The organism is Streptomyces sp. AN091965 (assembly GCF_022698285.1).
Classification (GTDB): Bacteria; Actinomycetota; Actinomycetes; order Streptomycetales; family Streptomycetaceae; genus Streptomyces.
Genome location: NZ_JALDMY010000001.1, coordinates 5936149 through 5959176 on the forward strand (window position 1 = coordinate 5936149; position 23028 = coordinate 5959176).

Here is a 23028-nt window from a genome sequence, read left to right on the forward strand (position 1 = left end):
GGTGGGCGAGGTCAGACGGTGTACTTCTCGTGAGGGACCGCCTGCTCCCAGACTGCTTCGAACGCCGTGGAGCAGAGCCGGACCACGGCTGGGTCCTGGGTCTGATCGGTGTGGACCCACTGGCCGTCGCCGTCGAAGACGTTGAACTGCACCACTTGGCCGTCGAAGAGCCAGAAGTCGTTACCGGGCAGGGCGAGGCCCGACGCTTCGCGCCGGGGCAGCCAACGGATCTCCTCGCCCGCGGCGATGTTCGTGAACGTGCCGGAGTGCTCGTACCGGATGTACTCGCTCACGGGCTCGGAGACGATCCGGGCACGCCGCATCGTCACGCCCTTGCGCGTGACTTCCTGCACGAGGTCGAGCCAGGGCCGCCACCACGAGGCGCGGTCCGCGGGCTCCAGGCGATGGCCGTTGCGCCATGCGTCGAATGACTCGGTCTCGTTCTCCACGCTGTAGGAATCACGCAGCTCCAGGTGGACAGCCGATCGCTCGGTGGTCCGCAGCAGGTCGGCAAAGCTAGTCAAGCTCTGCGACATCAAGTGCCTCCCTGAGGAGCGGGACCATACGCTTCGGTACGCGCACCACTGTTTCATGACTGAGGATCGCGACGTCCTGCGCGCTCGCACGGGTCGTCCGGTCGTCCGCGCGCCACCCCTGGATGACGAGGTCCTTCGTCACCTCGTCGACCCACACTGCCGGAGAGCCGTGATCTCCGGACTCCGGGTCCTTACCGACGAACCGTAATGCCATGGCGACCTCCGTTGCCGAGGCGTTGCGTCTGGTTGCACGACCATCGTGCGGACTCGCCGCTCCGTCAAGTGGGTACACGCGCCCGGCTATCGCGCCCCGTGCAGGGCCGTGCGGGCGGCCAGGGCGCCTCGTGCGGTGGTCCGGGCGGCGGCTTGGTGGGCCGCGCTGTCCTGGCGGCAGCTTCCGCAGCGGTCCTCTCCGGCCACCGGGCGGAAGACCAGCGGCTGTGGATGCGGGCCCGCGCACTCCCGCAGCGCGGCGACCTGCGGCCGCTCCGGGCGGGGCGGTGGCGGGTCGCTGAGCAGGTGCCGCACGAGGCCGCCGGGCTTGTGGATGACCGGGGGCAGGTTCCGGCGGATTTCGTCCCGTACGCCGTCCGGGGTGTGGCCGAGCGCCAGCCACTGCCCGGCGAGGTCGGTGAGCTGGGGCAGCATGCCGCGCGGGACGCGGAGGCGCGGGTCGAGGCTGGGGAGTTCCTGGATGAGGCGCCGCGCCTCCGGCACCTCGGCTGCGGGCGCGGAAGGTTGGGGGGTGTTCACCGGGGGTGTTTGGTTTGGAGGACCGCCGACGTCCCGGCCTGCTGGCCCGCCGATGGCCGGTTGCTGGTCAATCGGAGGCGTACCGGAGTCGTCGGCCCGGCCGCGCCGGACGTCCCCGCCCCGCACGGCGGTGGCCTGCTCCGGCGACAGCGGAACGTTCGAGATGAGCTGGAGGGTGCACCAGCGGCCCCGCGAACCCTGTACGCGCCACTCGTGGAGGTAGCCCTCGTCCTTTAACTCCCGCTTGGCGCGGTTGAATCCGGCGCGCCGGATGCCCGCCTTCTGCGCGGTGACGGAGAGGGCCTCGTCCTCCCCTTGCGGGAGGGAGAGCTGCCAGGTGAGGAGTCGAACTGCGTCCGACGAGAGCCGGGGATGGCGGATGATCTCGTTCGACACCTGGCTGAAGAAGCGGGTGGGCGCGATAGCATGGCGCAGCATTGTCGGGTGCTCCTTTGGTCCTTGGCACTCGGCGTGAAGGCCCTCGCTGCTGGTTGCCGCCAGCGCGGGGGCCGCTTAGTCGTCGTAACCGTACATCAACTGTCGTGTACGGAACGTCACTTGATGGGGTGACGTATGAAGTCCGCCCAGGCGGCGGGGGTGACGGTGAGGCGGGGGCCGTCGGGGTCCTTGGAGTCGCGGACGTGGACGGCGGAGGGGGTGGGGGCGACTTCAACGCACTCGGGGCCGTCCGCTGTGCTGTAGCTGCTCTTGCGCCAGGCCACCTCGACGCACTCGGGCTCGTCGGCGGTGCTGTAGCTGCTCTTGAACCACTCCAGTGTCATGTCTCTCCCCGCACTTTCTCGATGAAGGCCCGTGACTCCCGAGGCGTGAGAGCCTGCGCCCGGATCATGCCATAGCGCATTTCGAGGGTGTGGAGGTCGCGCGGATCGGAGACAAGTCGGCTGATGAGTTGGACTTCGAGGTGTCCCATAGTGCTTCCGTCCTTGAGCTTGAACACGGTGAGGGGGCCGCTCAGCCCGGCGTTCTCCTCGCTTTCCAGCGGCAGGACTTGGATGGACACGTTCCGCAACTGCCCGACCTCCAACAGATGTTCGAGCTGCCTGCGCATCACCATCCTTCCCCCGTTGGCCCGACGCAAAGTCGACTCGCACTGTACGAAGCCGAAAACAGGCAGTCCCGACTCGTCGTTCACGATCTCCTGGCGCGCCATGCGACCCGCGACGCGTCGCTCCACTTCGCGCTCCGGCAAGGGGGGTTGCCGGTTCTGAACCTCAGACAGCGCGTACTCCTCCGTCTGCAACAACCCATGGATCACTGAGTTGTTGTACGCGCACAGCTCAACCGCCTGTGCCTCCAGCTTCGCCAGATCTCGGACCTTCTTCGGGTACCGGGCCTTCTCCGCGTCCTTCTTGAGCGCCTTGAGGTGCCCGCTGGCGTGAAGCACCTCGTCGGCCCGCTCCAGGAACTCGGGGCGGGGGATCCGGGCCCCCCGCTCCACCTTATGGATCAGGTTCTCCCCGTACCCCATGAGGTCGGCGAACTCGACGACCCGAAGCCCCGCGGCCTCGCGCCACAACTTGATCTGGCGGCCGATGAGTTCGGCGATCGCGATGGACTCGCCATCGGCATCGACCTCCCAACCGACCTCGTCCATCTCCTCGTTACCGTCCAAGGCACACCTCCCGGGGCCGTACGGGCGTAGTCGCCGCCGAGCCTAGGACCGGGCGGCGACGCGCAGTCACACCCAGCGAGAAATCACCCGAACCGGTGCGCGAGCCGGGTGGGGCCCGGAGATCGTCTACCCGACAACGCGAATATCGGCGATGCGCCATGGACCGGGCACCTGCCGCCGCCCTACGGTCCTCCACGGCAGGGGTGGGCTCTGCATCGGAGGAGGCGCACGATGGCGCGTGAGGGACTGACCCGCCTTACCGGCGCGGTCGACGGACCCGAATGTGATGACGACGATTGCCCGAATGTCTACCGCACCAGGAGTGGTTCATTCATCGTTCAGGGGAATGTGTCGGACGCGTTCTCGCCCTCCGTCGGTGAGGGTCTGGTGGAGATCCCCGAGCACGTACTGAGGGAGGCTGTCCGTGCTCTTGGATGGTGAGGCCTGGCGCCGGTTCTTCGACGCCTTCGAACGGGAAGCATGGCGTTTCGAGGCGCAGCCCAGTTACACCATGCCCAGGGAGCAGGAGAACGTGGGCCGCTTCCTGCGCGGCGAGGAGAAGCCAGCCGACCACAATGCGCGCTGGCATGAGCGGGTACGCGGATACGTGGAGTCCGGCAGGCGTATCGGCCGGGTCCGCATCGTGAGCCAGCCGCTCACGGAATACCAGAGATACCAATTCGCATGGGGCATTCCCGGCAACATCGCGGCCGGTGAGGACATCCGCGTGCTGGACGTGACGCGGGACGACCACGGCCTGCCGCTCTCCGGGCGTGACTGGTGGATGTTCGACGAAACCCTCATAGCCCATCTGAATTTCCGCCCGGACGGCACCCAGATCAATCGCGAGTCCTACGCGGGCGACCCCGCCCCCTACCGGGAGTGGAAGCGCGTAGCTCTGGATCACGCCGTGCCATTCGAGGAGTACGTGAAGGGCCTTGACGTTTGATCCGGGGCAACTGGGCCAGTCGAGGGCCGACCTGGCGGAGACGCTCCGCACCATGCGCAAGCGAGCCAGCCGTACGCAGGTCTGGCTCGCTCGGCGCTGCAACATGTCCCAGACCAAGCTCAGCAACATCGAGACCGGCCGCATCACACCGGGCCTCGTTGATGTCGAGCTGATCCTCAGAGCCCTGGACGTGCCTCCGGAACTCGTGGCGGAAGCGGTCGCCCTGGCGCGGCTCGCCCGTACGGAATGGGAGAGCAAGCGCGCCCTGTGGCGGACGGGGTTGGAGAAGCGCCAGGCGGAGCTGTCCGGCCTCGAAGCCGAAGCCACGACGCTGCGCTACTTCCTGCCCGCGATGGTGACGGGGCTCCTGGCCACACCTGAGTACATCAGGGCCAGCCTTGGCCATTCGCCGGTGGGCATCTCCAAGACCGTGGCCAGGAAGTTGGAGCGGCAAGCGGTTCTCTATGACACCGCGAAACGGTTCACGTTCCTGTTGACCGAGCAAGCCGTGAAATGGGCCGTGGTCCCGCCTGTGGCCATGGCCGTACAGATCGACCGCCTGGTATCAGTGTCCCGGCTCCCGAACGTGCGTATTGGGGTCATCCCACTGGGGGAGATCGTTGAGCGCGGTCCGATGAATACGTTCACGGTCTACGACCAACGTCTGGCAACCGTCGAGACCTTCACGGGACGCATCGTGTTCCAAGACCCCAGAGACATCGCAGAACATCTTGAAGTATTCGACCTTTACGAGCGCCATGCGCTGTTCGGTGAAGATGCCAGAGGTGTGCTCGGTGAGTGGGCCAAAATCTACCGCCCGTGATCGTCTACCCCGCAACGCCGATATCGCTGGAGTTCCCACGCTGCTGGTCCGAGGATTGTCCACGACGACCCGTTGGGCGATCAGGAAGGCGTACCGATGCAGAATGGAACCCATCTGTACACGCTCACCATCGAAGGCTCCGTGTTCGTGAAGGCCTGTGGTAGCAACACACACCCGGACGGCGAGTCCTGCGTGACGCTCGCGAAGATCGGCCCGGATGCCTGGGCCCTGGGCGACAGCAAGCGGCCCGGCGCGGAGCCGCTGAGGTTCACCACCGCCGAACTGGACGCGGCCGGTATCGACCCGGCCCGGTTCGGGCTTTCGGCCTGACGGTCGGATGTGCCTCCGCCCCGCCAGTGTCGGCGGCGGGGCGGAGGCACGTCCTCTGAACTTCCCGAAGGGAAAAGTCCCTTGCACCATCACGGGTATCTCTGGGCCGGTCCGAAGGCTCGGTTCGACGACGAGGCACTGCGGCGGCCAACTCACCCGGAGCCGCCGCCGGGCGACGGCCGGCCGGAGCTGATCGCGCGGTACCGGGAAGTGAAGGCCGAGTTCCCCGTCGTGGACCTGCCGCCCCTTGAGACGGCCTACTGGCTGATCAAGCCGGGGAAGCTGGTCCGGGGAACGTGGGAGCGGCCGGACGGAGCCGCGGTCTGGCTGGGGGAGCGCCTGGCGGAGTATGCACCGCGCTTCGACGCGGAGGCGCATCGGGACGGCGTACGGCTGTCGGGGATCGTGGAGTCGGCCGCGGACCGGCTCGACGGGGGCGGCGACGTCTCGCACGGTTTCTATCTGGAGCGCCCCGGATTCTTGTCCCTGGCCCTGCTCTGCTGCTCCCCGAACCGGGCCCTGCCTCGGCTGGCGTGCCCGCTCGGCTGAACGGCGGGGCCCGGAAGGGGAGGCCCCGCCGTCGTGTGGGGGTTCGGGAGGGCTAGCTGCCGAACTGCACGCTGTACAGCTTCGCGCCGAAGTTGTTGGAGTACTGGCCGGGCTGGAGGCTGCCCCACTCCCTCTCGCAGTTGCCGTCGAAGTAGACCCTGGCGGTGGCGTTGGTCTGGTTCGACGCGCCGGTCGCGTGGAAGAGGGTCATGCACTGGTGGAGCGGCGGGTCGACGATCCGCTGGCTCCCCGCCGTGGCCGACTCGTAGTAGAACGTGCCGCTGGCGGCGGCCGAGGCGCTGCTCATGGGCAGCGCGGCGAACAGTGCGAGCGCGGCGCCCGAGACCAGGGCCAGTCGGCCCAGGCGGCGGCGCGGCGCTTCCATGCGTGTGGTGGTCATGGGGCAACGGTTGCGCGCGAGGGGCGGGCGCGGCCAGGGAGTACGTCCCTGGGTGGCCGGGAGGGCGGAGCGGGAAGGCCCGGTGCGCGCCGCCCGCGCGCACGCCTGCGCGCGGGCGGCGCTCGTCGTACGTCCGGTGCTACTCCTCGCCGCCCGGGCTCACGAACTCCAGCGTCCACGTCTCCTGGAACTCGGGCTTCGGCTCCACCAGCGTGATCTGCGCGCCGCGGTGGTTGGCGCGCAGGGCCAGACCCTTGTCGGAGAGGATCTTGACGCCGCCGATGACGGTCTCGAACGTGAACTTCGCCAGCGCGTCGCGCGGAACGGCGTTCACGTAGAGCCTGTCGTCGGCGATCAACAGGCCCGCCTCCACGTGCTGGGCGAGTCGGATCACATAGGGCGCGCCGGGGATCGGCTCGGCGGGCTCGATCAGCCACTCCTGCTCGATCGGCAGGGGGTTGAGCCGGTCGGTGATGACGGGGGCGCCGTGGTTGACGGCGTGCTCCGTCGCGGTGACCAGGGCCGACGGGCCGATGATGTGGGCGTGGATCTTGTAGATGCCGGGCTTGATCGGGATCGGAGGCATGGTCAGCACTTCCTCTCTCGCAGTCCGCTTCCCCGCGAGGCGGGACGCCGTCGGGGGCGGGTCCCACCCTCACCGCACTCCCGGTTTTGACACACCACCAGATATCGCCAAGCTCAAGACGGCTCGGACCAATCGGTCTTCCTTGCGAAAACATTGCCTATGGCCGCAATCCGGCCAGTGCGGGGGCGAAACGGGTCAGGGCGGCCGGGAAGTTCCCAGCCGCCCTGATGACCGTCGAAGGCTCCTGCCGCACCCCCGTGCTTGTGCCCCGTCACGCGTCCTTGCTGTCCGTGCTGTCCGTGCTGTCCGTGCTGTCCGTGCTGTCGGTCCGCGTCGAGCGGTAGTGCTCCGCGATCTCGTCCGACGTCGTCACCCACACCCCGGGGTGGTTCACGATGTACTCAAGAGCCTGGTCCAGGTACTTGGCGCGGAATGCCTGGCCGATGACGAAGGGGTGCAGGGCCAGCGGCATGACGCGCCCGCTGTCCGTGGCCTCCGCCTCCGCGTGCAACTGGTCGACCTGGTCCTTCAGCATCTGCACGAAGTCGGGCCCCGGCGTGTTCTTGCTGACGAACAGGCCGATGTCGTTCAGCTCCACCGTGTACGGCACGCTCAGCACGCCCGGCACGTTCAGGGCGAACGGCTGGTCGTCGGCCGTCCAGTCCAGTACGTAGTCGAGACCCAGCTCCTTGAGCAGCCGCGGGGTGTGGTGGGTCTCGGTCAGGCCGGGGCCCATCCAGCCGCGCGGCCGCGTCCCCGTCGTGCGCTCGATCGTCTCGACGATGTCCTTGAGGGACGCGCGCTCCTCGTCCTCCGTCATCCCGGTGTGCAGGACCGAGTTGGTCCTGCCGTGCGCGAGCCACGCCCAGTCCCGCTCCCGGCCCGCCTCGACGATCTGCGGATAGCGGTCGCCGACGTCGGAGTTGAGCAGGACGCTGGCGCGCACCCCGTGCCGGTCCAGGGTCTCCAGGGTGCGCCAGAAGCCCACCCGCGCCCCGTAGTCGCGCCAGCCGTGGTTGAGCGGGTCGGGGGTGAGCTCCGCGGTGCCCGGGTAGACGCTCGTGGAGGGCTTGCCGATCTCGAAGTGCTCCACGTTCAGGCCGATGTAGAAGGCGACGCGCTTGCCTTCCGGCCAGTGGAGCGGCTCGCGCTCGACGATGGGGCTGTAGTCGTAGAGTTCGTTGTCCATCACAATCACCCTCTGAAGTGGCCCGAGCGGCCCGCGGGGCCGCCGCCTGCGGTGTTTCCCTCCCGCCTGCGTGACCTCATGGTCGAACCCTCACACTGGTGTGAAGGTCAAGGCGATCTTGGATGTGACGCCCGTCACGCGATACGCCCGTCACGCGATACGGTCGGCGGGCTCCCGGGGCGGGAGGAGCCCGCCCGGTTCCGCCGCGTCCATCGGGAGGAGCTCGTCCAGCGCCGCGTCGAGGACCTCGAACGCGCCCGCCCCCGCCGTCAGCGAGCCGTACACGTACCGCACCGACGACCGCTCCGGCGCGATCCCGCAGTACGCGGAGATCCCCGTGCGCAGCACGTGCGTCACCGTCTCCTCCCAGCCCGCGTCCACGAACTCCGCCCGCCCGTACGCCGTCAGGCCGAACCACAGCATCCGCGTCCGCGCGAGCGGGCTCTCGCCCCGGCGCCGACCGTACGCGAATCCGTGGTTCCACACCCGGTCGATCCAGCCCTTGAGCAGCGCCGGGAGGCCGAACCACCACACAGGGAAGACGACCACGATCGCGTCGGCGGCCGCCACCCGCCGCATATGGGCCTGCACTTCGGGCGAGTACGCCTTGTGCGGGTCGCCCCAGTCGGGCTCGTCCTCGGGCGTCATCCGGGGGTCGAAGCCCTCCGCCGCCAGATCGAGGAGGTCAACGGCGTGGCCCTCGGCGGTGAGGCGGTCCCGGGCGTGCCGGGCGAGCCCGGCGGTGAGCGAGTCGGTGCGCGGATGCCCGGTGACGACGAGCACCGTGGCCATCACTCGGCCCCGGCGGCGAGGCGGACCAGCATCTTGCCGGTGTTGGCGCCCCGCAGCACGCCGAGGAACGCCTCGGGCGCCCGCTCGATCCCGTCCACGACGGTCCGCTCGGTCCGCAGCGAACCGTCCGCGAGCATCGCCGCCGCCCGGCCCGTCCACTCCGGGAACAGGTCGAGGTGGCTGGTCACGAGCATGCCGCGCAGAGACGCCTCCTGCTTCGCGGCCTGGAAGAGGTTGTCCGGGCCCGCCACCGGATCCGTGTCGTTGTACGTGCTGATCGCGCCAACCATCGCGATGCGGCCCTCCCGGCGGATGGCCCCGATCGCGGCCTGGAGGTGGTCGCCGCCCACGTTGTCGATGTACACGTCGATGCCGTCCGGGGCGGCCTCGGCCAGCTGCTCGGGCAGCCCGCCCTGCCGGTAGTCGATCGCGGCGTCGAACCCGAAGGTGTCCAGGAGCTTCTTCGTCTTCTCCGGACCGCCCGCCGAACCGATCACCCGGGACGCGCCGAGCGCCCGCGCCACCTGGCCCGCCACGCTGCCCACCGCTCCCGCGGCGGCCGAGACGAACACGACGTCGCCCTCGCGGACCGGGGCGGTGCGCGTCAGCGCCGCGTACGCCGTCAGGCCGGTCGCGCCCAGCGCCCCCAGGTACGCCGACGGCGGGGCGAGCGCGGTGTCGACGACCGTCGCGGCGGCCGCGTCGACGACGGCGTACTCCCGCCAGCCGGCGAAGTGCGTGACCGTCGCGCCGACCGGAACGTCCGGCGACCCCGACGCCACGACCTCACCGACCGCGCTCCCCTCCAGCGGGGCGCCGAGCTCGAACGGCGGGATGTACGACGGCGCGTCGTCCATGCGGCCGCGCATGTACGGGTCCACGGACATCCACAGGTTCCGGACCAGCAACTTCCCTTCCGGGGCGGTGTCGGGGAGCTCGGTGGTGGCGAGGGCGAAGTCGGCGGGGCGGGGGGTGCCCTCGGGGCGGGCGGCGAGACGGATTTCCTTGGACCTGGGCATGGCGGGCTCCTCCGGTGGTGGTGGGTGGTGTGTCCGGGGCGGCTGCCCTGTTCACGAGAGCCACCCTGCCTGCGGCCGCGCACGAACCACTGACGAGTCACGCACGGGCCTGCACGCTGGATGGTGCCGCGAGCGGCTGTGGTTCAGCCCGTCGAGGGGCCCCTGCTCCTTGAAAGCTTGGGGGAGTTCGAGGACGAGGCGCGGAGCGCCGAAAAGCGGGGGTCCGGGGGCGGAGCCCCCGGTTTCGGGAAGGGGCGGGCTTGGGGAGCCCCCCGGCAGGGCCCACGTACCGTTGCCGCATGCGATTCGAGGTGCTGGGCCCCCTGGCAGTACGTGGCGACGACGGCGCCCACCTACCGGTGCCGGAACCGAAGGTGCGGGCCCTCCTCGCCGCCCTGCTCGCCCGCACCGGGCACCCCGTCCCCGCGGACACCCTCGTAGAGGACCTGTGGGGCGCCGGAAAGCTCCCGGCCAACCCCGCCAACTCCCTCCAGACCAAGGTCTCCCAGCTCCGCCGGGCCATCGGCCGCGACACCGTGGCGTACGGCCCCGCGGGCTACCGGCTGAGCCTGGCCGACGACGCCACGGACGCGGCCCGCTTCGAGACCCTCACGGCACGGGCGTACCGCGCGGAGACGGGCCCCCGCGACCGGGCGGCACTCCTGACCGACGCCCTGGCCCTCTGGCGCGGCCCCGCCTACGCCGACTTCCGTGACGCGGACTTCACCCGGGCCGCCGCCGCCCGCTTGGAGGAGCAGCGGCTCACCGCCCAGGAGACCCTGGCGGAGGCCCGCCTCGCGCTCGGCGAGCACGCCCTGCTGGCCGACGACCTCGCCGACCTGGTGGCCCGCGAACCGCTGCGCGAGAGGTTGCGCGCGGCCCACATGCGCGCCCTCTACCGCGCGGGCCGCCCGAGCGAGGCCCTGGCCGCCTACCAGGACCTGCGCACCCGCCTCGCCGACGACCTCGGCACCGACCCGGGCCCCGAACTCGCCGCCCTGCACGGGGCGATCCTGCGCCAGGACCCGGCCCTCGCGGCCCCGCCCACCGCCACGGCCACCGCCCCGGTCGTCGCTCCGCCCGCCGCCGCGCCTGCCGTCCTGGCGCCGCCGCGCACCAACCTCCCCGCCGCCACCACGCACCTCGTGGGCCGCGCCGACGCCGTGGCCCGCGTCCGCGAACTGGTGCGCCGCGAACGCCTGGTGACCCTCACCGGCCCCGGCGGCGTCGGCAAGACCCGCCTCGCCCTGGAGGCCGCCGCGGACCTCGTGGACGACTTCCCCGACGGCGTCTGGCTGGTCGAACTGGCCGGAACGACCGGGGACGGCGTCCTGGAGGCGGTCGCGGCGGCGGTGGGAGTCCGCGAGGACAACGCTGCCCGCCAGGCGTTCGAGGGGGAGAGGGAACCGGAAGGACCGGACGAGGGCACGGCCCCGGGAACGGACGCGCGCGCAGACGCAGGCGCAGGTTCCGGCTCCGGCCCCGGCTCCGGCTCCGGCCCCGGCTCCGGCCCAGGCCCCGGCTCCGGCCCAGGCTCAGGCCTCGGCTCAGGGCCCTGCTCCGGCTCGGACGCACGCTCCGGCTCGGGCGCAGGCGCAGGTGCAGGTGCAGGCTCAGGCCCCAGCTCCGGCTCGGACGCACGCTCCGGCTCCGGCTCGGGCGCAGGCGCGGGCAACCCCCGGCAGGCGCATCTCACCCGGGCCCTCGCCGCGCGCCACGCGCTGCTCCTCCTCGACAACTGCGAGCACGTCCTCGACGCCACCGCCGACCTCGTCGCCCACCTGCTGCGCCACGCCCCGCGCCTCCGCGTCCTCACCACCAGCCAGGAACCCCTCGCGCTCACCGGCGAATCCCTGGAGGCCGTCGCGCCCCTCGGGGAGGACGAGGCGGTGCGTCTGTTCGCCGAGCGGGCCGCGGCCACCGCCCCCGGCTTCGTCCTGGACGACGACAACCGTGCGGCCGTCGCCCTCATCTGCCGCCGTCTCGACGGCATCCCCCTCGCCGTGGAACTCGCCGCGACCCGCGTGCGCGCCCTCGGCGTACACGCCCTCGCCGACCGTCTGCACGACCGCTTCCGCCTCCTCAGCCAGGTACGCCGCGACGCCCCGGCCCGCCAGCGCACCCTGCGCGCGATGATCGACTGGAGCTGGGAGCTCCTCTCCGCGCCCGAGCGCCGCGCCCTGCGCCAACTGGCCGTCTTCCGAGGCGGGTTCACCCTGGAAAGCGCGGAGGCCGTCCTGGGCGGGGCCGGGGAAGGGACCCGGGCGGGGAGCGAACCACAGGTCTGGGGCGACCCGGCGTCGGGGCGTGCCTCGGAGGTCAGGGGTGCCCTGGAGGCAGGGGACGGGGCGCGGGCCGTGAATGAGCCCCAGGCCGGGGGCGGCACGCGGGCCGTGGACGAGCCGCAGGTCTGGGGCGGCTCGGTGGCGGGCGCTCTGGAGACCGGGCGTGAGCCGCGGTCCTGGGGTGGCCCGGAGGCGGGGGGCGACCCGGTGTTCGGGCGTGCCCCGGAGGTCGGGGGCGAGTCGCAGTCCTGGGGTGGCCTGGAGGCCGGGCGTGCCCTGGAGGCCGGGTGCGAGTCGCACGGCTGGGGTGGCCCGGAGGCGGGGGGCGACCCGGTGTTCGGGCATGGCCCGGAGGTCGGGGGCGAGTCGCAGGACTGGGGGGACCCGAGGGCGGGGGACGGCCCGGAAGCCGGGGGCGGCTTCGTGCTTGACCTTGTCGCCCGGCTCGTCGACCGCTCCCTCCTCGCGACCGCGGGCCCCGGCCCCGGCCCCGACGGCGGCGGCCCTGTCCGGCACCGCCTCCTCGAGTCCGTCGCCGCGTACAGCCTCGAACGTCTCGCCGAGGCGGGAGAGTCGAAGGTCATGGCCCGCCGCCACGCCCACCACTACGCCGACCTCGCCGAACGCGCCGCCCCCGCCCTGCACGGCCCCGACCAGCGGCACTGGCTGCGCCGCCTCGACGCCGAGACGGTCAATCTGCGCGCCGCCCTCGACTGGGCCGCCGCCGAGGCCGACACCGCGCTCGCGCTGCGCCTCGTCAACTCCCTGACCTGGTACTGGTATCTGCGCGGCCGCCTCACCGAAGCCATCCGCTCGCTCGTCCTCGCCCTGAGCCTGCCCGCCGGGCACGGGCGCGCGCGGGCCTCTGCCTCCGCCGCGCGGGGCGCCTTCTCGCTCCTCGCCGGGGAGGACGCCTGCGCGCACGGCTCCGGCTGCGCCCACGGCACCGACGGCGCCGGCGCCCGCTCCCGCTGGCTGCTCGCCTTCGCCCGCTGCGGCTTCGACCGCACCCCGGAGGAAGGGGAGCGCGTCGACGCGCTCCTCGCCGAGTTCCGCACGGCGGGCGACCGCTGGGGCGAGGCCGCCGCGCTCAGCACCCGCGCCACCCGCGCCCTGTACGCGGGCGACCTCGCGGTGCTGCGCCGCGACGCGGCCCGCGCCGCCGGCCTCTTCGCCGGACTGGGCGACCGCTGGGGGCAGTTGCAGTCCTCCGAACAGCTCGGCGTGCTCGCCGAGATCACCGCCGACTACGACGAGGCCGCCCGGCTCCAGCACGAGGGCGCCCGCGGCGCCGAGGAACTGGAACTCTGGACCGAGGTCTCCTTCCGCCTCTCCCGGCTCGGCCGCCTCGCCCTGCTCACCGGTGACGACACCCGCGCCACCGACCACCACGAACGCGCCGCCCGGCTGGCCGCCCGCCAGTCCCACCGGCCCGCCCAGCAGTTCGCCGAGACCGGTCTCGCCCTCGGCGCCCGCCGCCGCGGCGACCTGGACGCCACCGAACGCCTCCTGCTGCCCTGGCTCGACTTCAACCGCCGCTTCGGCATCAGCTCCGGCGCCGCCCTGATCCTCGCCCAACTCGGCTACGCCGCCGAACAGCGCGGCGACGCCACCCGCGCCGAGCACCTCCACCGCGAGGGCCTCGACGCCGCCCGCGCCACCGGCGACAACCGCGCCGTCGCCCTCGCCCTCGAAGGCCTCGCGGGCGCCCGCTCCCTCGCGGGCGCCCACCCGGAGGCCGCCGGGCTCCTCGGCCGGGCCGCCGCGCTCCGCGCCGCCGAGGGCACCCCGCTGCCGGAGGCCGAGCGCGCCGACGTCGACCGGGCCACGGCCCGCTGCCGCACCGCCCTCGGCACCGAGGCGTTCGACAGCGCCTTCCACACCGCCTTCGACAGCGCCGCCGACGCGCACCGCGCACGGGGGGCGGCGGCACCGCCCCCCGCCGTCGGCGGCTAGCCGAGCACCGCCCGGAGCTGGTCGAGCCCCCAGTCCAGGTCCTCCTTGCTGATCACCAGCGGGGGAGCGATCCGGATCGTCGAGCCGTGGGTGTCCTTCACCAGGACACCGCGCTCCATCAGCTTCTCGGAGATCTCCCGGCCCGTGCCGTGCGACGGGTCGATGTCGACACCCGCCCACAGGCCGCGCCCGCGCACCTCCACCACCTTCCCGGAGCCCGCGAGCAGCCCGAGCTCCGCGTGCAGATGCTCGCCGAGCTCCGTCGCCCGCTGCTGGAACTCGCCCGTTTCCAGCATCGCGACGACCTCCAGGCCCACCGCGCACGCCAGCGGATTGCCGCCGAACGTCGAACCGTGCTCACCCGGCCGGAACACCCCGAGCACGTCCGCGTCCGCCACCACCGCCGACACCGGCACCACACCGCCGCCCAGCGCCTTGCCCAGCAGATACACGTCCGGCACCACGTCCTCGTGCTCGCACGCGAAGGTCCGCCCCGTGCGGCCGAGCCCCGACTGGATCTCGTCCGCGACGAACAGCACCCCGCGCTCGCGCGTCAGCTCCCGCACCCCCGGGAGATAGCCGGGCGGCGGCACGAGCACGCCCGCCTCGCCCTGGACCGGCTCGATGAGCACCGCCACCGTGTCCTCGGTGACGGCGTCCCGCAGCGCCCCCAGATCACCGAACGGCACGATGTCGAAGCCCGGCGTGTACGGGCCGTAGTCCGCACGGGCCTCGGGGTCCGTGGAGAAGCTGACGATCGTCGTCGTCCGGCCGTGGAAGTTGTTCGCCGCCACCACGATGCGGGCCCGGCCCTCGGGCACGCCCTTGACGCGGTAGCCCCACTTCCGGGCGGTCTTCACCGCCGTCTCCACGGCCTCCGCGCCCGTGTTCATCGGCAGCACCATCTCCTTGCCGCACAGCCGGGCGAGCCGTGCGCAGAACTCCGCGAAACGGTCGTGGTGGAACGCGCGTGACGTCAGTGTCACCCGCCCCAGCTGCTCCTTGGCGGCCTCGATGAGACGCGGGTTGCCGTGGCCGAAGTTGAGTGCCGAATAACCGGCGAGCATGTCGAGGTACCGGCGGCCCTCGACGTCCGTCATCCACGCGCCCTGTGCCGACGCGACGACGACGGGCAGGGGGTGGTAGTTGTGCGCGCTGTGCGCTTCGGCCGAGGCGATGAGGTCTTCCGTAGCAGTCACGGGGTCTCCGTTTCTCACGTTCGCACGTCGTCGTGCGATTCCTACGGCTACTAACGGCGCAAGGAGGCTCTCGCGTGTCGTAGGGGACAGAGCGGGTTCGTGGCCCAATACCTATCGTCGCTCGCCCCGCACGCGAACCCTGACACGGTGGCCTGACCGTTACGCTGGTTTCCACAGCGCGGCGACTGGCGCACAGGGAATCGACCCTGAGGAAGCCGTGCGAGGCAGAACCTTCGAGGTGCCGCCCGCCTGGGCACCCCGGGACCACGACCGGACACATCACCGCTCGCCCCGGAGGACGCCATGAGTCACTCTTCTCCTTCCCCTTCCGCCGTGCCTTCTCCCGCACCGCGGCACCCGGCGCTCACCGCCGCCGACCCCGAGCTCGCCGCCCTCGTCACCGCCGAGGAACAGCTCCAGGCCGACACCCTGCGCCTCATCCCCAGCGAGAACTACGTCTCCGCCGCCGTCCTCGAAGCCTCCGGCACCGTCCTCCAGAACAAGTACAGCGAGGGCTACCCCGGCCGCCGCTACTACGAGGGCCAGCAGAACATCGACCAGGTCGAGCGCCTCGCCGTCGCCCGCGCCAAGGCCGTCTTCGGCACCGACCACGCCAACGTCCAGCCCTACTCCGGCTCCCCGGCCAACCTCGCCGTCTACCTCGCCTTCGCCGAGCCCGGCGACACCGTCATGGGCATGGCCCTGCCGATGGGCGGCCACCTCACCCACGGCTGGGGCGTCTCCGCCACCGGCCGCTGGTTCCGCGGAGTGCAGTACGGCGTCCGCGAGGACACCGGGCACATCGACCTCGACGCCGTCCGTGAACTCGCCCTCAAGGAACGGCCCAAGCTGATCTTCTGCGGCGGCACCGCGCTGCCCCGCACCATCGACTTCGCCGCCTTCGCCGAGATCGCCCGCGAGGCCGGGGCCGTGCTCGTCGCCGACATCGCGCACATCGCCGGGCTCGTCGCGGGCGGCGCCCACCCCTCGCCCGCCCCCTATGCCGACGTGGTCTCCACGACCACCCACAAGACGCTGCGCGGGCCGCGCGGGGCGATGCTGCTCGCCCGCGCGGAGCACGCCAAGGCCATCGACAAGGCCGTCTTCCCCGGGCTCCAGGGCGGGCCCCACAACCAGACCACCGCCGCGATCGCCGTGGCCCTGCACGAGGCCGCGCAGCCGTCCTTCCGCGACTACGCCCACGCCGTCGTCACCAACGCCAAGGCCCTCGCCGAGGCGCTGCTCGCCCGCGGCTTCGACCTCGTCTCCGGCGGTACGGACAACCATCTGATCCTGATGGACCTCACACCCAAGGACGTGCCGGGCAAGGTCGCGGCGAAGGCCCTCGACCGGGCCGGGATCGTCGTCAACTACAACACGGTGCCCTTCGACACCCGGAAGCCCTTCGACCCCTCCGGGGTGCGGATCGGGACCCCCTCCCTGACGTCCCGTGGGCTCGGGGCGGAGCACATGGCGGCCGTCGCGGAGTGGGTGGACCGAGGCGTCCAGGCGGCGCGGACCGGGGACGAGGACGCGCTGGCGAAGGTGCGCGGCGAGGTGGCCGAGCTGATGGCCGCGTACCCGGCGCCCGGGCTGCCCACGGGCTGACCCCGCGGTCGGCTCAGGCGGACGCGGTCCGGCGCTGGTACACGAGCGTCGCCGCCGCGCCCGCCAGGGCCCCCGCTGCCGCGCTGGGTATCACCCAGGACCGGCCCCAGGCCGTGTCGGCATCGGGCTGCCCGGCAGTGGCGGGGACGGGGGCCCCGGCGGGGGACCGGGACCCGGCCGGGTCGGCCGGGGGGATGCCCGCATAGCCGTCGTCGGACTGCTTGCCCAGGACGTGGAGGGACTTGAGGAGGGCGCGCAGGGCGCCGGGGCGCTCCGCCTTGTGCCAGGTGCCCCTCATCGAGTCCACGTCCGTGCTGGTGTGGATCCAGATCGGGCCCTTCCCTTCGGGGTACACGCGGTCCACCCGCCAGGGGCGCACGTCGTGGATCAGCCAGGTGACGTTGATCTGGCGGCCCGTGCCCACGCCCAGGCCCGGCGGGCGCTCGCGGGTGCCCCGGGCGGACTGGCCCAGGAGGGACTCCAGGCGGCCGTACTCCCCGTCGGCGTAGTACAAGGAGGCCGACTCCGTGCTTTCCGGGGAGGTGATCAGCACGCTGGTCGGGCCGCCCGCCGACGCGCTGGGTGTGCCCAGGAACAGCGCCACGAACCAAGCCACGATCAGCAGCACTCCCGTCTTCGTCAGTCGCCTCGCCGTGCTCCTTCGGATGCGCATGTCCGGCCCCCTGTGGCTCGTGGGCGCGGGCTCTCCGCGCCGCCGTCGCACTTCACTTCTGGTACACCGGCCGACCGCGGCGGGTTCCCTTCCGGCCCGGCCGATCTCGCCACCTCCATCGCCCGGCGCTTCGAGGGCACGCCCTCAAGGCGCAGCGTCAGCCTCCGGCCGTCGGTCCACAGGAGCGTCGGGCCCGCCGTCCGCACCGAGCGGGACCACCGCCCGCCGGAGGCGTCCCGCAGCCAGAACTCCAGGCGGTGCGGGCGCGAGAACCACAGGGCCGGGGCGCCGCCGCCCAGGTCCGCCCACTCGGGGTCGCCCTTGATCAGCTTGGTGAAGCCGGGGTCGAGGGGCGCCGGGAACTGGTCGAGGCGGACCGTGCGCCCGCCCTCCGCGTGCCAGCACAGGGTGATCAGGGAGCGGCCGCGCGGCGCAGGCGTGACCGTCACCGCGTCCGGCGCGCCCAGCGCCCGGGGCACCACGGGCCGGAACCCGGCCTCGCGGGCGGCCCGCGCCAAGGACACCGGCGGCCCGCCGCAGCCGGGCGGGCCCCCGGAGCGCGGCGGCGGCGAGGGGTCGTACCGCACCTCGACGCCGCCGAAGTCGAACCAGTCGACGACGGCGGCCCGCACCGGCGGCGTCAGCGCGAGGACCGCGAGCAGCCCGCACACCGCAGCGGCGACGGCCCCGCGGCGCGCCCGCAGGGCCCGCCGCAGGCGCCGCGCGGCCTCGCGGAGCCGGTCCCCGGGGCCGGGGCGCCGCACCAGCGCGCCCTCGGCGATGATCTGGGCCAGGACCCGCTCGACCATCGTCTCGCCGCTCTCCGGCCGGTCGAGCGCCCGGCCCAGCGCCCGCAGCTCCTCGGGCAGCTCCCCGTCCACCGGAACACCCCAGTCCGCCCGGTCCTGTCCCGGGCGCTCGGGGCGCTCGCGCTCCGGCTCAGCCACGCCCCTCACCTCCCGTCCGCTCCGCCGAGGCCGCCGGCACCAGCCGCTCCAGCCTGCGCAGCGCCCTGCTCAGCCGGGACTTGACCGTGCCGCGCGGCCAGCCGAGGGCCTGGGCCGTCTCCTCCTCGTCCATGTCGAGGAGATAGCGGTAGGTGACGACCAGGCGGTGGTGCTCGCTGAGGCCGTCGAGGGCGGAGAGGAGCGCGGCCCGGCGCTCGCGCTCCAGGGTCGCGACCGCCGGGTCCGCCGATTCCGGTATCAGCGGCTCCGGCTCGGTGAGCGCGGCCTCGCGGACCGTCACCGAGCGGCGCCGCGCCGCCGAACGCACTGTGTTCCTCGTCTCATTGGCCACGATCGCGAGCAGCCACGGCTTGAACGCCGAGCCGTCCCGGAAGCGTCCCAGGGCGCGGTACGCCTTGAAGAAGGACTGCTGCACCACGTCCTCGGCGTCGGCGCCCGCGCCGAGCGCGGTCGCGGCCCTGAGCGCCATGCCGGTGAAGGCACGTACCAGCTCGGCGTACGCCTCCGCCTCCCCGGCGCGCACGCGCGCGATGACCGCCGCCTCGTCGACGCCGATGCCGTCCCCCTCCAGCGCCCGCCCCGTCGTCCGCCCCGGAGCCGCTTCCAGAGCCTTCCCCCGTGCACTCACATCTTTGGTACACCGCCCGGCCCGCATCGGTTCCCACCCGTGGCGCCCCCGTTCCCGGCCCGTTCCCGACCAACGGGCGGCACCTGAGAGAATGCTGGGCATGGCCTCTGAACGTCCCCGTGTGCTCTCCGGGATCCAGCCCACCGCAGGCTCGTTCCACCTCGGGAACTACCTGGGCGCGGTCCGCCAGTGGGTGGCCCTCCAGGAGTCCCACGACGCGTTCTACATGGTCGTGGACCTGCACGCGATCACGGTTCCGCAGGACCCGGCCGAGCTGCGCGCGAACACCCGGCTCGCCGCCGCCCAGCTGCTCGCCGCCGGTCTCGACCCGGAGCGCTGCACCCTGTTCGTGCAGAGCCACGTGCCCGAGCACGCCCAGCTCGCCTGGGTCATGAACTGCCTGACGGGCTTCGGCGAGGCCTCCCGCATGACGCAGTTCAAGGACAAGTCGGCCAAGCAGGGCGCGGACCGGGCCTCCGTCGGCCTGTTCACGTACCCGGTCCTCCAGGTCGCGGACATCCTGCTCTACCAGGCCCACGAGGTCCCGGTCGGCGAGGACCAGCGCCAGCACATCGAGCTCACCCGCGACCTGGCCGAGCGCTTCAACGGCCGCTTCGGCGCGACCTTCACGGTCCCCAAGCCGTACATCCTCAAGGAGACGGCGAAGATCTACGACCTGCAGGACCCGACGATCAAGATGAGCAAGTCGGCGTCCACCCCGAAGGGTCTGATCAACCTCCTCGACGAGCCGAAGGCCACGGCGAAGAAGGTCAAGAGCGCGGTCACCGACACCGACACGGTGATCAGGTACGACACGGAGAAGAAGCCGGGCGTCAGCAACCTCCTCACCATTTACTCCACGCTCACCGGTACCGGTATCCCGGAACTGGAGCAGAAGTACGCCGGCAAGGGCTACGGTGCGCTGAAGACCGACCTCGCCGAGGCCATGGTCGAGTTCGTCACCCCCTTCCGGGACCGGACCCAGGCGTTCCTGGACGACCCGGAGACGCTCGACTCGATCCTGGCCAAGGGAGCGGAGAAGGCGCGCGCCGTCGCGGCGGAGACCCTCGCCCAGGCGTACGACAAGGTGGGCTTCCTGCCCGCCAAGCACTGAGCTCCACCCGAGCACAGGCCGAGCAGCACGGCCGCCGTTCCACGGCACGGCGGCACCCCCCTGCCCACCACACGACGACAGGAGTACGACGTGGGGACCGTAACGATCGGTGTGTCGATCGCGGTCCCGGAGCCACACGGCAGCCTGCTCCAGGAGCTGCGTGCGGGCTTCGGTGACCCCGCCGCGCACGGCATCCCCACGCACGTCACGCTGCTGCCGCCCACCGAGGTGGCCGCCGCGGCGCTGCCCGCGGTGGAGCACCACCTCGTGTCGGTGGCGGCGGCGGGCAGGCCGTTCCCGATGCGGCTCTCCGGCACCGGCACGTTCCGGCCCCTCTCGCCCGTCGTCTTCGTCCAGGTCGTGGAGGGCGGCTCCGCCTGCTCCTGGCTCCAGGAGCGGGTCCGCGCCGCGTCCGGGCCGCTCGCGCGCGAACTGCAGTTCCCGTACCACCCGCACGTCACCGTGGCGCACGGCATCGCCGAAGACGCCATGGACCGGGCGTACGAGGACCTCGCCGACTACGAGGCCCAGTGGCCCTGCACCGGCTTCGCGCTCTACGAGCAGGGGGCCGACGGGGTGTGGCGCAAGCTGCGCGAGTTCACCTTCGGCGGGTCCACGGTGCCGCCGCAGGCCGCGGCCAGGGACACCCTGCCCGCCCGCTGACCCGCCGCGCCCGCACCGGCCGCCTGGACCGCACCGGTCACATCGGTCACATCGGTCACACCGGCAGGCGGCGGAAGACCGGCCGCGGCACGTGCCGCAGGGCCGACATCACCAGGCGCAGCCTCCCGGGGACCCAGACCGTCTCCGCGCGGCGGCGCAGGCCCGCCTCGATGGCCACGGCCACGGCCTGCGGCGTCGTCGCGAGGGGGGCCTCCTCCAGGCCCGCCGTCATCCTCGACCGCACGAAGCCGGGGCGCACGACCATCACGTGCACGCCGGTGCCGTGCAGCGCGTCACCCAGGCCCTGGGCGAAGGCGTCGAGGCCCGCCTTGCTGGAGCCGTAGATGAAGTTGGAGCGGCGGGCGCGTTCGGCCGCGACGGAGGAGAGCACGACGAGCGAGCCGTGGCCCTGGGCCTGGAGGGCGCGGGCGCAGACCAGCCCCGCGGAGACGGCGCCGGTGTAGTTCGTCTGGGCCACGCGGGTCGCGGCGACGGGGTCGGCCTCGTCGCGGGCCTGGTCGCCGAGCGTGCCGAAGGCCAGCAGGACCATGTCGACGTCGCCCTCCGCGAAGACCTTGCCGAGGGCGGTCTCGTGGGACTCGGGGTCCAGGGCGTCGAACGGCACGGTCCTGGTGTCGGCGCCCCGGTCGCGCAGGGCCTGCGCGGAGCGTTCCAGAGCGGGCGACGGGCGGCCCGCCAGCCAGATGTCGCGGGTGCGGCGGGTCACCAGGCGGTGGGCCGTGGCCTGGGCGATCTCCGATGAGCCGCCCAGGACCAGGAGGGACTGGGGGGTGCCGAAGGCGTCTTTCATGGCTCTCCTTGGGTGGGGTGCGTGGGGGTGGGCCCTCGCGGGTGCGCCCCAGGCCCGCCCCTTCCCGAACCGGGGGCTGCCGCCCCCGTGCCCCCGCTTTATCGGCGCTTCGCGCCTCGTCCTCAATCGCCGGACGGGCTGAAAGATCCCCGGTACGGCTAGAGGTCCAGGCGGCGGGAGAGGTCCGAGCGGAAGACGTTGCCGGGGTCCAGCTCCGCGCGCAGGGCCCGGAAGGCGGGGAGCTGGGGGTACATCGCGGTCAGGACGTCGGGGCGCATCCGGGAGTCCTTGGCCAGGTAGACGCGGCCGCCCGCGGCGGCGACCTCCTCGTCCAGGCCGTCCAGGAGCTGGGCGAGGCCGGGCAGGTGTGCCGGGATGTCCAGGGCCAGGGTCCAGCCCGGCACGGGGAAGGAGAGCCAGCCGGGGTCGGCGTCGCCGAAGCGTTTGAGCACGGCGAGGAAGGACGGGCAGCGGTGCCGGGCGATGCGCTGCACGATGCGCCGCAGCGTCTCCTCCTGGCCGTGGCCGACGACGAACTGGTACTGGAGGAAGCCGCCCTTGCCGTACACGCGGTTCCAGTGGGGGACGCCGTCCAGGGGGTGGAAGAAGGACGGGACGCGCTGGATCTCGGCGGTGCGGGAGCGCGGCGCCTTGCGGTACCAGAGCTCGTTGAAGAGGCCGACGGTCGTGCGGTGCAGGAGGCCCTCGGGCAGGAAGGCCGGGGCGGGCGGGAGCCGGCGGGGGCGGAAGGCCAGCGGGGCCCTGCGGGCGCGGGCGTCCAGGGCGTCCAGGGGGGCGTGGTCGCCGCGCGTGAGGACGGCGCGGCCCGTCGCGGCGCCGCGCGCGAGGAGGTCGATCCACGCCACGGAGTACCGGTAGCGGTGGTCGGTGGCGGTGAGGCGCGCCATCAAGTCGTCCAGGTCCGTGGCCCGTTCGGTGTCCACGGACATGTAGGAGGTCTCCACCGGCAGGCAGCGCAGCTTCGCCTTGAGGATGACGCCGGTCAGGCCCATGCCGCCCGCCGTGGCGTTGAAGAGCTTGCTGCCGGGCTTCACCGCGCGGACCGTGCCGTCGGCCGTGAGCAGGTCGAAGGAGCGTACGTGGCGGGAGAACGAGCCCGAGACGTGGTGGTTCTTGCCGTGGATGTCGGCGCCGATCGCCCCGCCGACCGTGACGTAGCGGGTGCCGGGCGTCACCGGCACGAACCAGCCGAGCGGTAGCAGGACTTCCATCAGGTGGTGCAGCGAGACGCCCGCGTCGCACACGACGGTGCCCGTGCCGGCGTCGATGGTGTGCACCCGGTCCAGGCCCGTCATGTCGAGCACGGCGCCGCCCGCGTTCTGCGCGGCGTCCCCGTAGGCGCGGCCGAGCCCGCGCGCGATGCCGCCGCGTTCCGCGCAGGCGTGCAGCGCGGCCACGGCCTCCTCGCGGGAGCGGGGGCGCACCAGACGGGCCGCCGTGGGAGCGGTGCGGCCCCAGCCGGACAGGGGCACGGCGAGCGCAGCAGCTGAAGGAGCGGCCCCAGAAGAAGCGGCCCCAGACGGAGCAGAAGAAGCAGAAGTAG

General features: G+C 72.6%; 25 protein-coding genes and 1 riboswitch. Of the genes, 9 read left to right on the forward strand and 16 right to left on the reverse strand.

All coding sequences use genetic code 11. The features are described 5' to 3' along the window. Window positions 1-11: 11 nt before the first annotated feature. The 5 genes from MQV74_RS25340 to MQV74_RS25360 form a co-directional block, all read right to left on the reverse strand. A complete protein-coding gene (locus MQV74_RS25340) occupies window positions 12-536 on the reverse strand; it encodes a DUF6879 family protein (RefSeq protein WP_242721469.1) in 525 nt (174 codons plus the stop codon). Further along, on the reverse strand, window positions 517-750 hold the full coding sequence (locus tag MQV74_RS25345; protein WP_242721472.1) for a hypothetical protein: 234 nt from the start codon (window positions 748-750) through the stop codon (window positions 517-519). Before MQV74_RS25345 ends, MQV74_RS25340 begins: the two co-directional genes overlap by 20 nt. A gap of 86 nt (window positions 751-836) precedes the next feature. Continuing rightward, a complete protein-coding gene (locus MQV74_RS25350) occupies window positions 837-1727 on the reverse strand; it encodes a hypothetical protein (protein ID WP_242721475.1) in 891 nt (296 codons plus the stop codon). Window positions 1728-1843: 116 nt separating this feature from the next. Continuing rightward, on the reverse strand, window positions 1844-2071 hold the full coding sequence (locus MQV74_RS25355) for a DUF397 domain-containing protein (RefSeq protein WP_242721478.1): 228 nt from the start codon (window positions 2069-2071) through the stop codon (window positions 1844-1846). Next, window positions 2068-2904: a helix-turn-helix domain-containing protein gene (locus MQV74_RS25360; RefSeq protein ID WP_242729114.1), complete on the reverse strand. Its 837-nt coding sequence runs from the start codon at window positions 2902-2904 to the stop codon at window positions 2068-2070. Before MQV74_RS25360 ends, MQV74_RS25355 begins: the two co-directional genes overlap by 4 nt. Window positions 2905-3153: 249 nt before the next feature. Here MQV74_RS25360 and MQV74_RS25365 point away from each other — a divergent pair, with 249 nt between their 5' ends. The 5 genes from MQV74_RS25365 (at window position 3154) to MQV74_RS25385 (ending at window position 5573) form a co-directional block, all read left to right on the forward strand. After that, the gene (locus MQV74_RS25365; RefSeq protein ID WP_242721481.1) at window positions 3154-3363 is read left to right on the forward strand and encodes a hypothetical protein; all 210 of its coding nucleotides are present in this window, start codon (window positions 3154-3156) and stop codon (window positions 3361-3363) included. Continuing rightward, window positions 3347-3871 (forward strand): DUF6879 family protein, encoded by a 525-nt coding sequence (locus MQV74_RS25370; protein WP_242721484.1) that lies wholly within the window; start codon window positions 3347-3349, stop codon window positions 3869-3871. Before MQV74_RS25365 ends, MQV74_RS25370 begins: the two co-directional genes overlap by 17 nt. Continuing rightward, window positions 3861-4694, forward strand: coding sequence for a helix-turn-helix domain-containing protein (locus MQV74_RS25375; protein WP_242721487.1), 834 nt, complete (start codon window positions 3861-3863; stop codon window positions 4692-4694). The genes MQV74_RS25370 and MQV74_RS25375 overlap by 11 nt, the downstream gene beginning before the upstream one ends. Before the next feature lie 96 nt (window positions 4695-4790). After that, the gene (locus MQV74_RS25380) at window positions 4791-5024 is read left to right on the forward strand and encodes a DUF397 domain-containing protein (RefSeq protein ID WP_242721490.1); all 234 of its coding nucleotides are present in this window, start codon (window positions 4791-4793) and stop codon (window positions 5022-5024) included. A gap of 81 nt (window positions 5025-5105) precedes the next feature. Further along, window positions 5106-5573, forward strand: a complete 468-nt coding sequence (locus tag MQV74_RS25385) for a hypothetical protein (RefSeq protein ID WP_242721493.1) — start codon at window positions 5106-5108, stop codon at window positions 5571-5573. A 52-nt stretch (window positions 5574-5625) separates the two neighbouring features. Here the strand turns inward: MQV74_RS25385 and MQV74_RS25390 are convergent, their stop codons facing one another. The 5 genes from MQV74_RS25390 to MQV74_RS25410 all read right to left on the reverse strand — a co-directional run bounded on the left by MQV74_RS25390 (window position 5626) and on the right by MQV74_RS25410 (window position 9559). Next, complete coding sequence (locus MQV74_RS25390) at window positions 5626-5973, reverse strand: hypothetical protein (RefSeq protein WP_242721496.1); 348 nt, start codon at window positions 5971-5973, stop codon at window positions 5626-5628. 139 nt (window positions 5974-6112) lie between these two features. Then, on the reverse strand, window positions 6113-6559 hold the full coding sequence (locus MQV74_RS25395) for a hypothetical protein (RefSeq protein ID WP_242721500.1): 447 nt from the start codon (window positions 6557-6559) through the stop codon (window positions 6113-6115). Window positions 6560-6830: 271 nt separating this feature from the next. Next, a complete protein-coding gene (locus MQV74_RS25400) occupies window positions 6831-7748 on the reverse strand; it encodes a polysaccharide deacetylase family protein (protein ID WP_242721503.1) in 918 nt (305 codons plus the stop codon). A gap of 150 nt (window positions 7749-7898) precedes the next feature. Continuing rightward, the gene (locus MQV74_RS25405) at window positions 7899-8540 is read right to left on the reverse strand and encodes an NAD(P)H oxidoreductase (protein ID WP_242721505.1); all 642 of its coding nucleotides are present in this window, start codon (window positions 8538-8540) and stop codon (window positions 7899-7901) included. Then, window positions 8540-9559, reverse strand: a complete 1020-nt coding sequence (locus MQV74_RS25410) for an NADP-dependent oxidoreductase (RefSeq protein WP_242721508.1) — start codon at window positions 9557-9559, stop codon at window positions 8540-8542. Before MQV74_RS25410 ends, MQV74_RS25405 begins: the two co-directional genes overlap by 1 nt. A 299-nt stretch (window positions 9560-9858) precedes the next feature. Here MQV74_RS25410 and MQV74_RS25415 point away from each other — a divergent pair, with 299 nt between their 5' ends. Continuing rightward, window positions 9859-13800, forward strand: a complete 3942-nt coding sequence (locus MQV74_RS25415; protein WP_242721511.1) for an ATP-binding protein — start codon at window positions 9859-9861, stop codon at window positions 13798-13800. On the opposite strand, the gene rocD is transcribed toward MQV74_RS25415, so the two are convergent. After that, complete coding sequence (rocD, locus tag MQV74_RS25420) at window positions 13797-14999, reverse strand: ornithine--oxo-acid transaminase (RefSeq protein ID WP_242721514.1); 1203 nt, start codon at window positions 14997-14999, stop codon at window positions 13797-13799. The genes MQV74_RS25415 and rocD overlap by 4 nt on opposite strands. Before the next feature lie 171 nt (window positions 15000-15170). Beyond that, window positions 15171-15261: riboswitch (ZMP/ZTP riboswitch) on the forward strand. 41 nt (window positions 15262-15302) lie between these two features. On the opposite strand from rocD, the gene glyA reads away from it, so the two are divergent. Beyond that, window positions 15303-16607 (forward strand): serine hydroxymethyltransferase, encoded by a 1305-nt coding sequence (glyA, locus tag MQV74_RS25425; RefSeq protein WP_242721517.1) that lies wholly within the window; start codon window positions 15303-15305, stop codon window positions 16605-16607. 13 nt (window positions 16608-16620) lie between these two features. Here the strand turns inward: glyA and MQV74_RS25430 are convergent, their stop codons facing one another. The 3 genes from MQV74_RS25430 to MQV74_RS25440 are packed head-to-tail and all read right to left on the reverse strand — an operon-like array spanning window position 16621 to window position 18876. Continuing rightward, window positions 16621-17280, reverse strand: coding sequence for a hypothetical protein (locus tag MQV74_RS25430; RefSeq protein ID WP_242721520.1), 660 nt, complete (start codon window positions 17278-17280; stop codon window positions 16621-16623). Continuing rightward, on the reverse strand, window positions 17247-18227 hold the full coding sequence (locus tag MQV74_RS25435) for a hypothetical protein (RefSeq protein ID WP_374120684.1): 981 nt from the start codon (window positions 18225-18227) through the stop codon (window positions 17247-17249). The genes MQV74_RS25430 and MQV74_RS25435 overlap by 34 nt, the downstream gene beginning before the upstream one ends. Further along, window positions 18220-18876 carry an RNA polymerase sigma factor gene (locus MQV74_RS25440; protein WP_242721523.1) on the reverse strand — a complete coding sequence of 219 codons (657 nt, stop codon included), beginning with the start codon at window positions 18874-18876 and terminating at the stop codon, window positions 18220-18222. The genes MQV74_RS25435 and MQV74_RS25440 overlap by 8 nt, the downstream gene beginning before the upstream one ends. A gap of 100 nt (window positions 18877-18976) precedes the next feature. Between MQV74_RS25440 and trpS the strand changes: the two genes are divergently transcribed. Both trpS and MQV74_RS25450 read left to right on the forward strand, forming a co-directional pair. Further along, on the forward strand, window positions 18977-19990 hold the full coding sequence (gene trpS, locus MQV74_RS25445) for a tryptophan--tRNA ligase (protein ID WP_242721525.1): 1014 nt from the start codon (window positions 18977-18979) through the stop codon (window positions 19988-19990). A 90-nt stretch (window positions 19991-20080) separates the two neighbouring features. Next, window positions 20081-20653 carry a 2'-5' RNA ligase family protein gene (locus MQV74_RS25450; RefSeq protein WP_242721528.1) on the forward strand — a complete coding sequence of 191 codons (573 nt, stop codon included), beginning with the start codon at window positions 20081-20083 and terminating at the stop codon, window positions 20651-20653. A gap of 55 nt (window positions 20654-20708) precedes the next feature. Here MQV74_RS25450 and MQV74_RS25455 read toward each other — a convergent pair whose 3' ends face one another. Next, window positions 20709-21464 (reverse strand): decaprenylphospho-beta-D-erythro-pentofuranosid-2-ulose 2-reductase, encoded by a 756-nt coding sequence (locus tag MQV74_RS25455; protein ID WP_242721531.1) that lies wholly within the window; start codon window positions 21462-21464, stop codon window positions 20709-20711. A 158-nt stretch (window positions 21465-21622) separates the two neighbouring features. Beyond that, window positions 21623-22957: an FAD-binding protein gene (locus tag MQV74_RS25460; RefSeq protein WP_242721534.1), complete on the reverse strand. Its 1335-nt coding sequence runs from the start codon at window positions 22955-22957 to the stop codon at window positions 21623-21625. Window positions 22958-23028: the final 71 nt, after the last annotated feature.

Bases quoted from the DNA above. Each gene is read 5' to 3' on its own strand.
- trpS (WP_242721525.1), top strand. From the start codon at position 18,977: ATGGCCTCTGAACGTCCCCGTGTGCTCTCCGGGATCCAGCCCACCGCA.
- MQV74_RS25415 (WP_242721511.1), top strand. From the start codon at position 9,859: ATGCGATTCGAGGTGCTGGGCCCCCTGGCAGTACGTGGCGACGACGGC.
- MQV74_RS25345 (WP_242721472.1), bottom strand. From the start codon at position 750: ATGGCATTACGGTTCGTCGGTAAGGACCCGGAGTCCGGAGATCACGGC.
- MQV74_RS25430 (WP_242721520.1), bottom strand. From the start codon at position 17,280: ATGCGCATCCGAAGGAGCACGGCGAGGCGACTGACGAAGACGGGAGTG.
- MQV74_RS25410 (WP_242721508.1), bottom strand. From the start codon at position 9,559: ATGCCCAGGTCCAAGGAAATCCGTCTCGCCGCCCGCCCCGAGGGCACC.
- MQV74_RS25455 (WP_242721531.1), bottom strand. From the start codon at position 21,464: ATGAAAGACGCCTTCGGCACCCCCCAGTCCCTCCTGGTCCTGGGCGGC.
- MQV74_RS25390 (WP_242721496.1), bottom strand. From the start codon at position 5,973: ATGACCACCACACGCATGGAAGCGCCGCGCCGCCGCCTGGGCCGACTG.
- MQV74_RS25395 (WP_242721500.1), bottom strand. From the start codon at position 6,559: ATGCCTCCGATCCCGATCAAGCCCGGCATCTACAAGATCCACGCCCAC.
- MQV74_RS25360 (WP_242729114.1), bottom strand. From the start codon at position 2,904: ATGGACGAGGTCGGTTGGGAGGTCGATGCCGATGGCGAGTCCATCGCG.
- MQV74_RS25400 (WP_242721503.1), bottom strand. From the start codon at position 7,748: ATGGACAACGAACTCTACGACTACAGCCCCATCGTCGAGCGCGAGCCG.
- MQV74_RS25355 (WP_242721478.1), bottom strand. From the start codon at position 2,071: ATGACACTGGAGTGGTTCAAGAGCAGCTACAGCACCGCCGACGAGCCC.
- MQV74_RS25405 (WP_242721505.1), bottom strand. From the start codon at position 8,540: ATGGCCACGGTGCTCGTCGTCACCGGGCATCCGCGCACCGACTCGCTC.
- MQV74_RS25380 (WP_242721490.1), top strand. From the start codon at position 4,791: ATGCAGAATGGAACCCATCTGTACACGCTCACCATCGAAGGCTCCGTG.
- MQV74_RS25340 (WP_242721469.1), bottom strand. From the start codon at position 536: ATGTCGCAGAGCTTGACTAGCTTTGCCGACCTGCTGCGGACCACCGAG.
- glyA (WP_242721517.1), top strand. From the start codon at position 15,303: ATGAGTCACTCTTCTCCTTCCCCTTCCGCCGTGCCTTCTCCCGCACCG.
- MQV74_RS25365 (WP_242721481.1), top strand. From the start codon at position 3,154: ATGGCGCGTGAGGGACTGACCCGCCTTACCGGCGCGGTCGACGGACCC.
- MQV74_RS25350 (WP_242721475.1), bottom strand. From the start codon at position 1,727: ATGCTGCGCCATGCTATCGCGCCCACCCGCTTCTTCAGCCAGGTGTCG.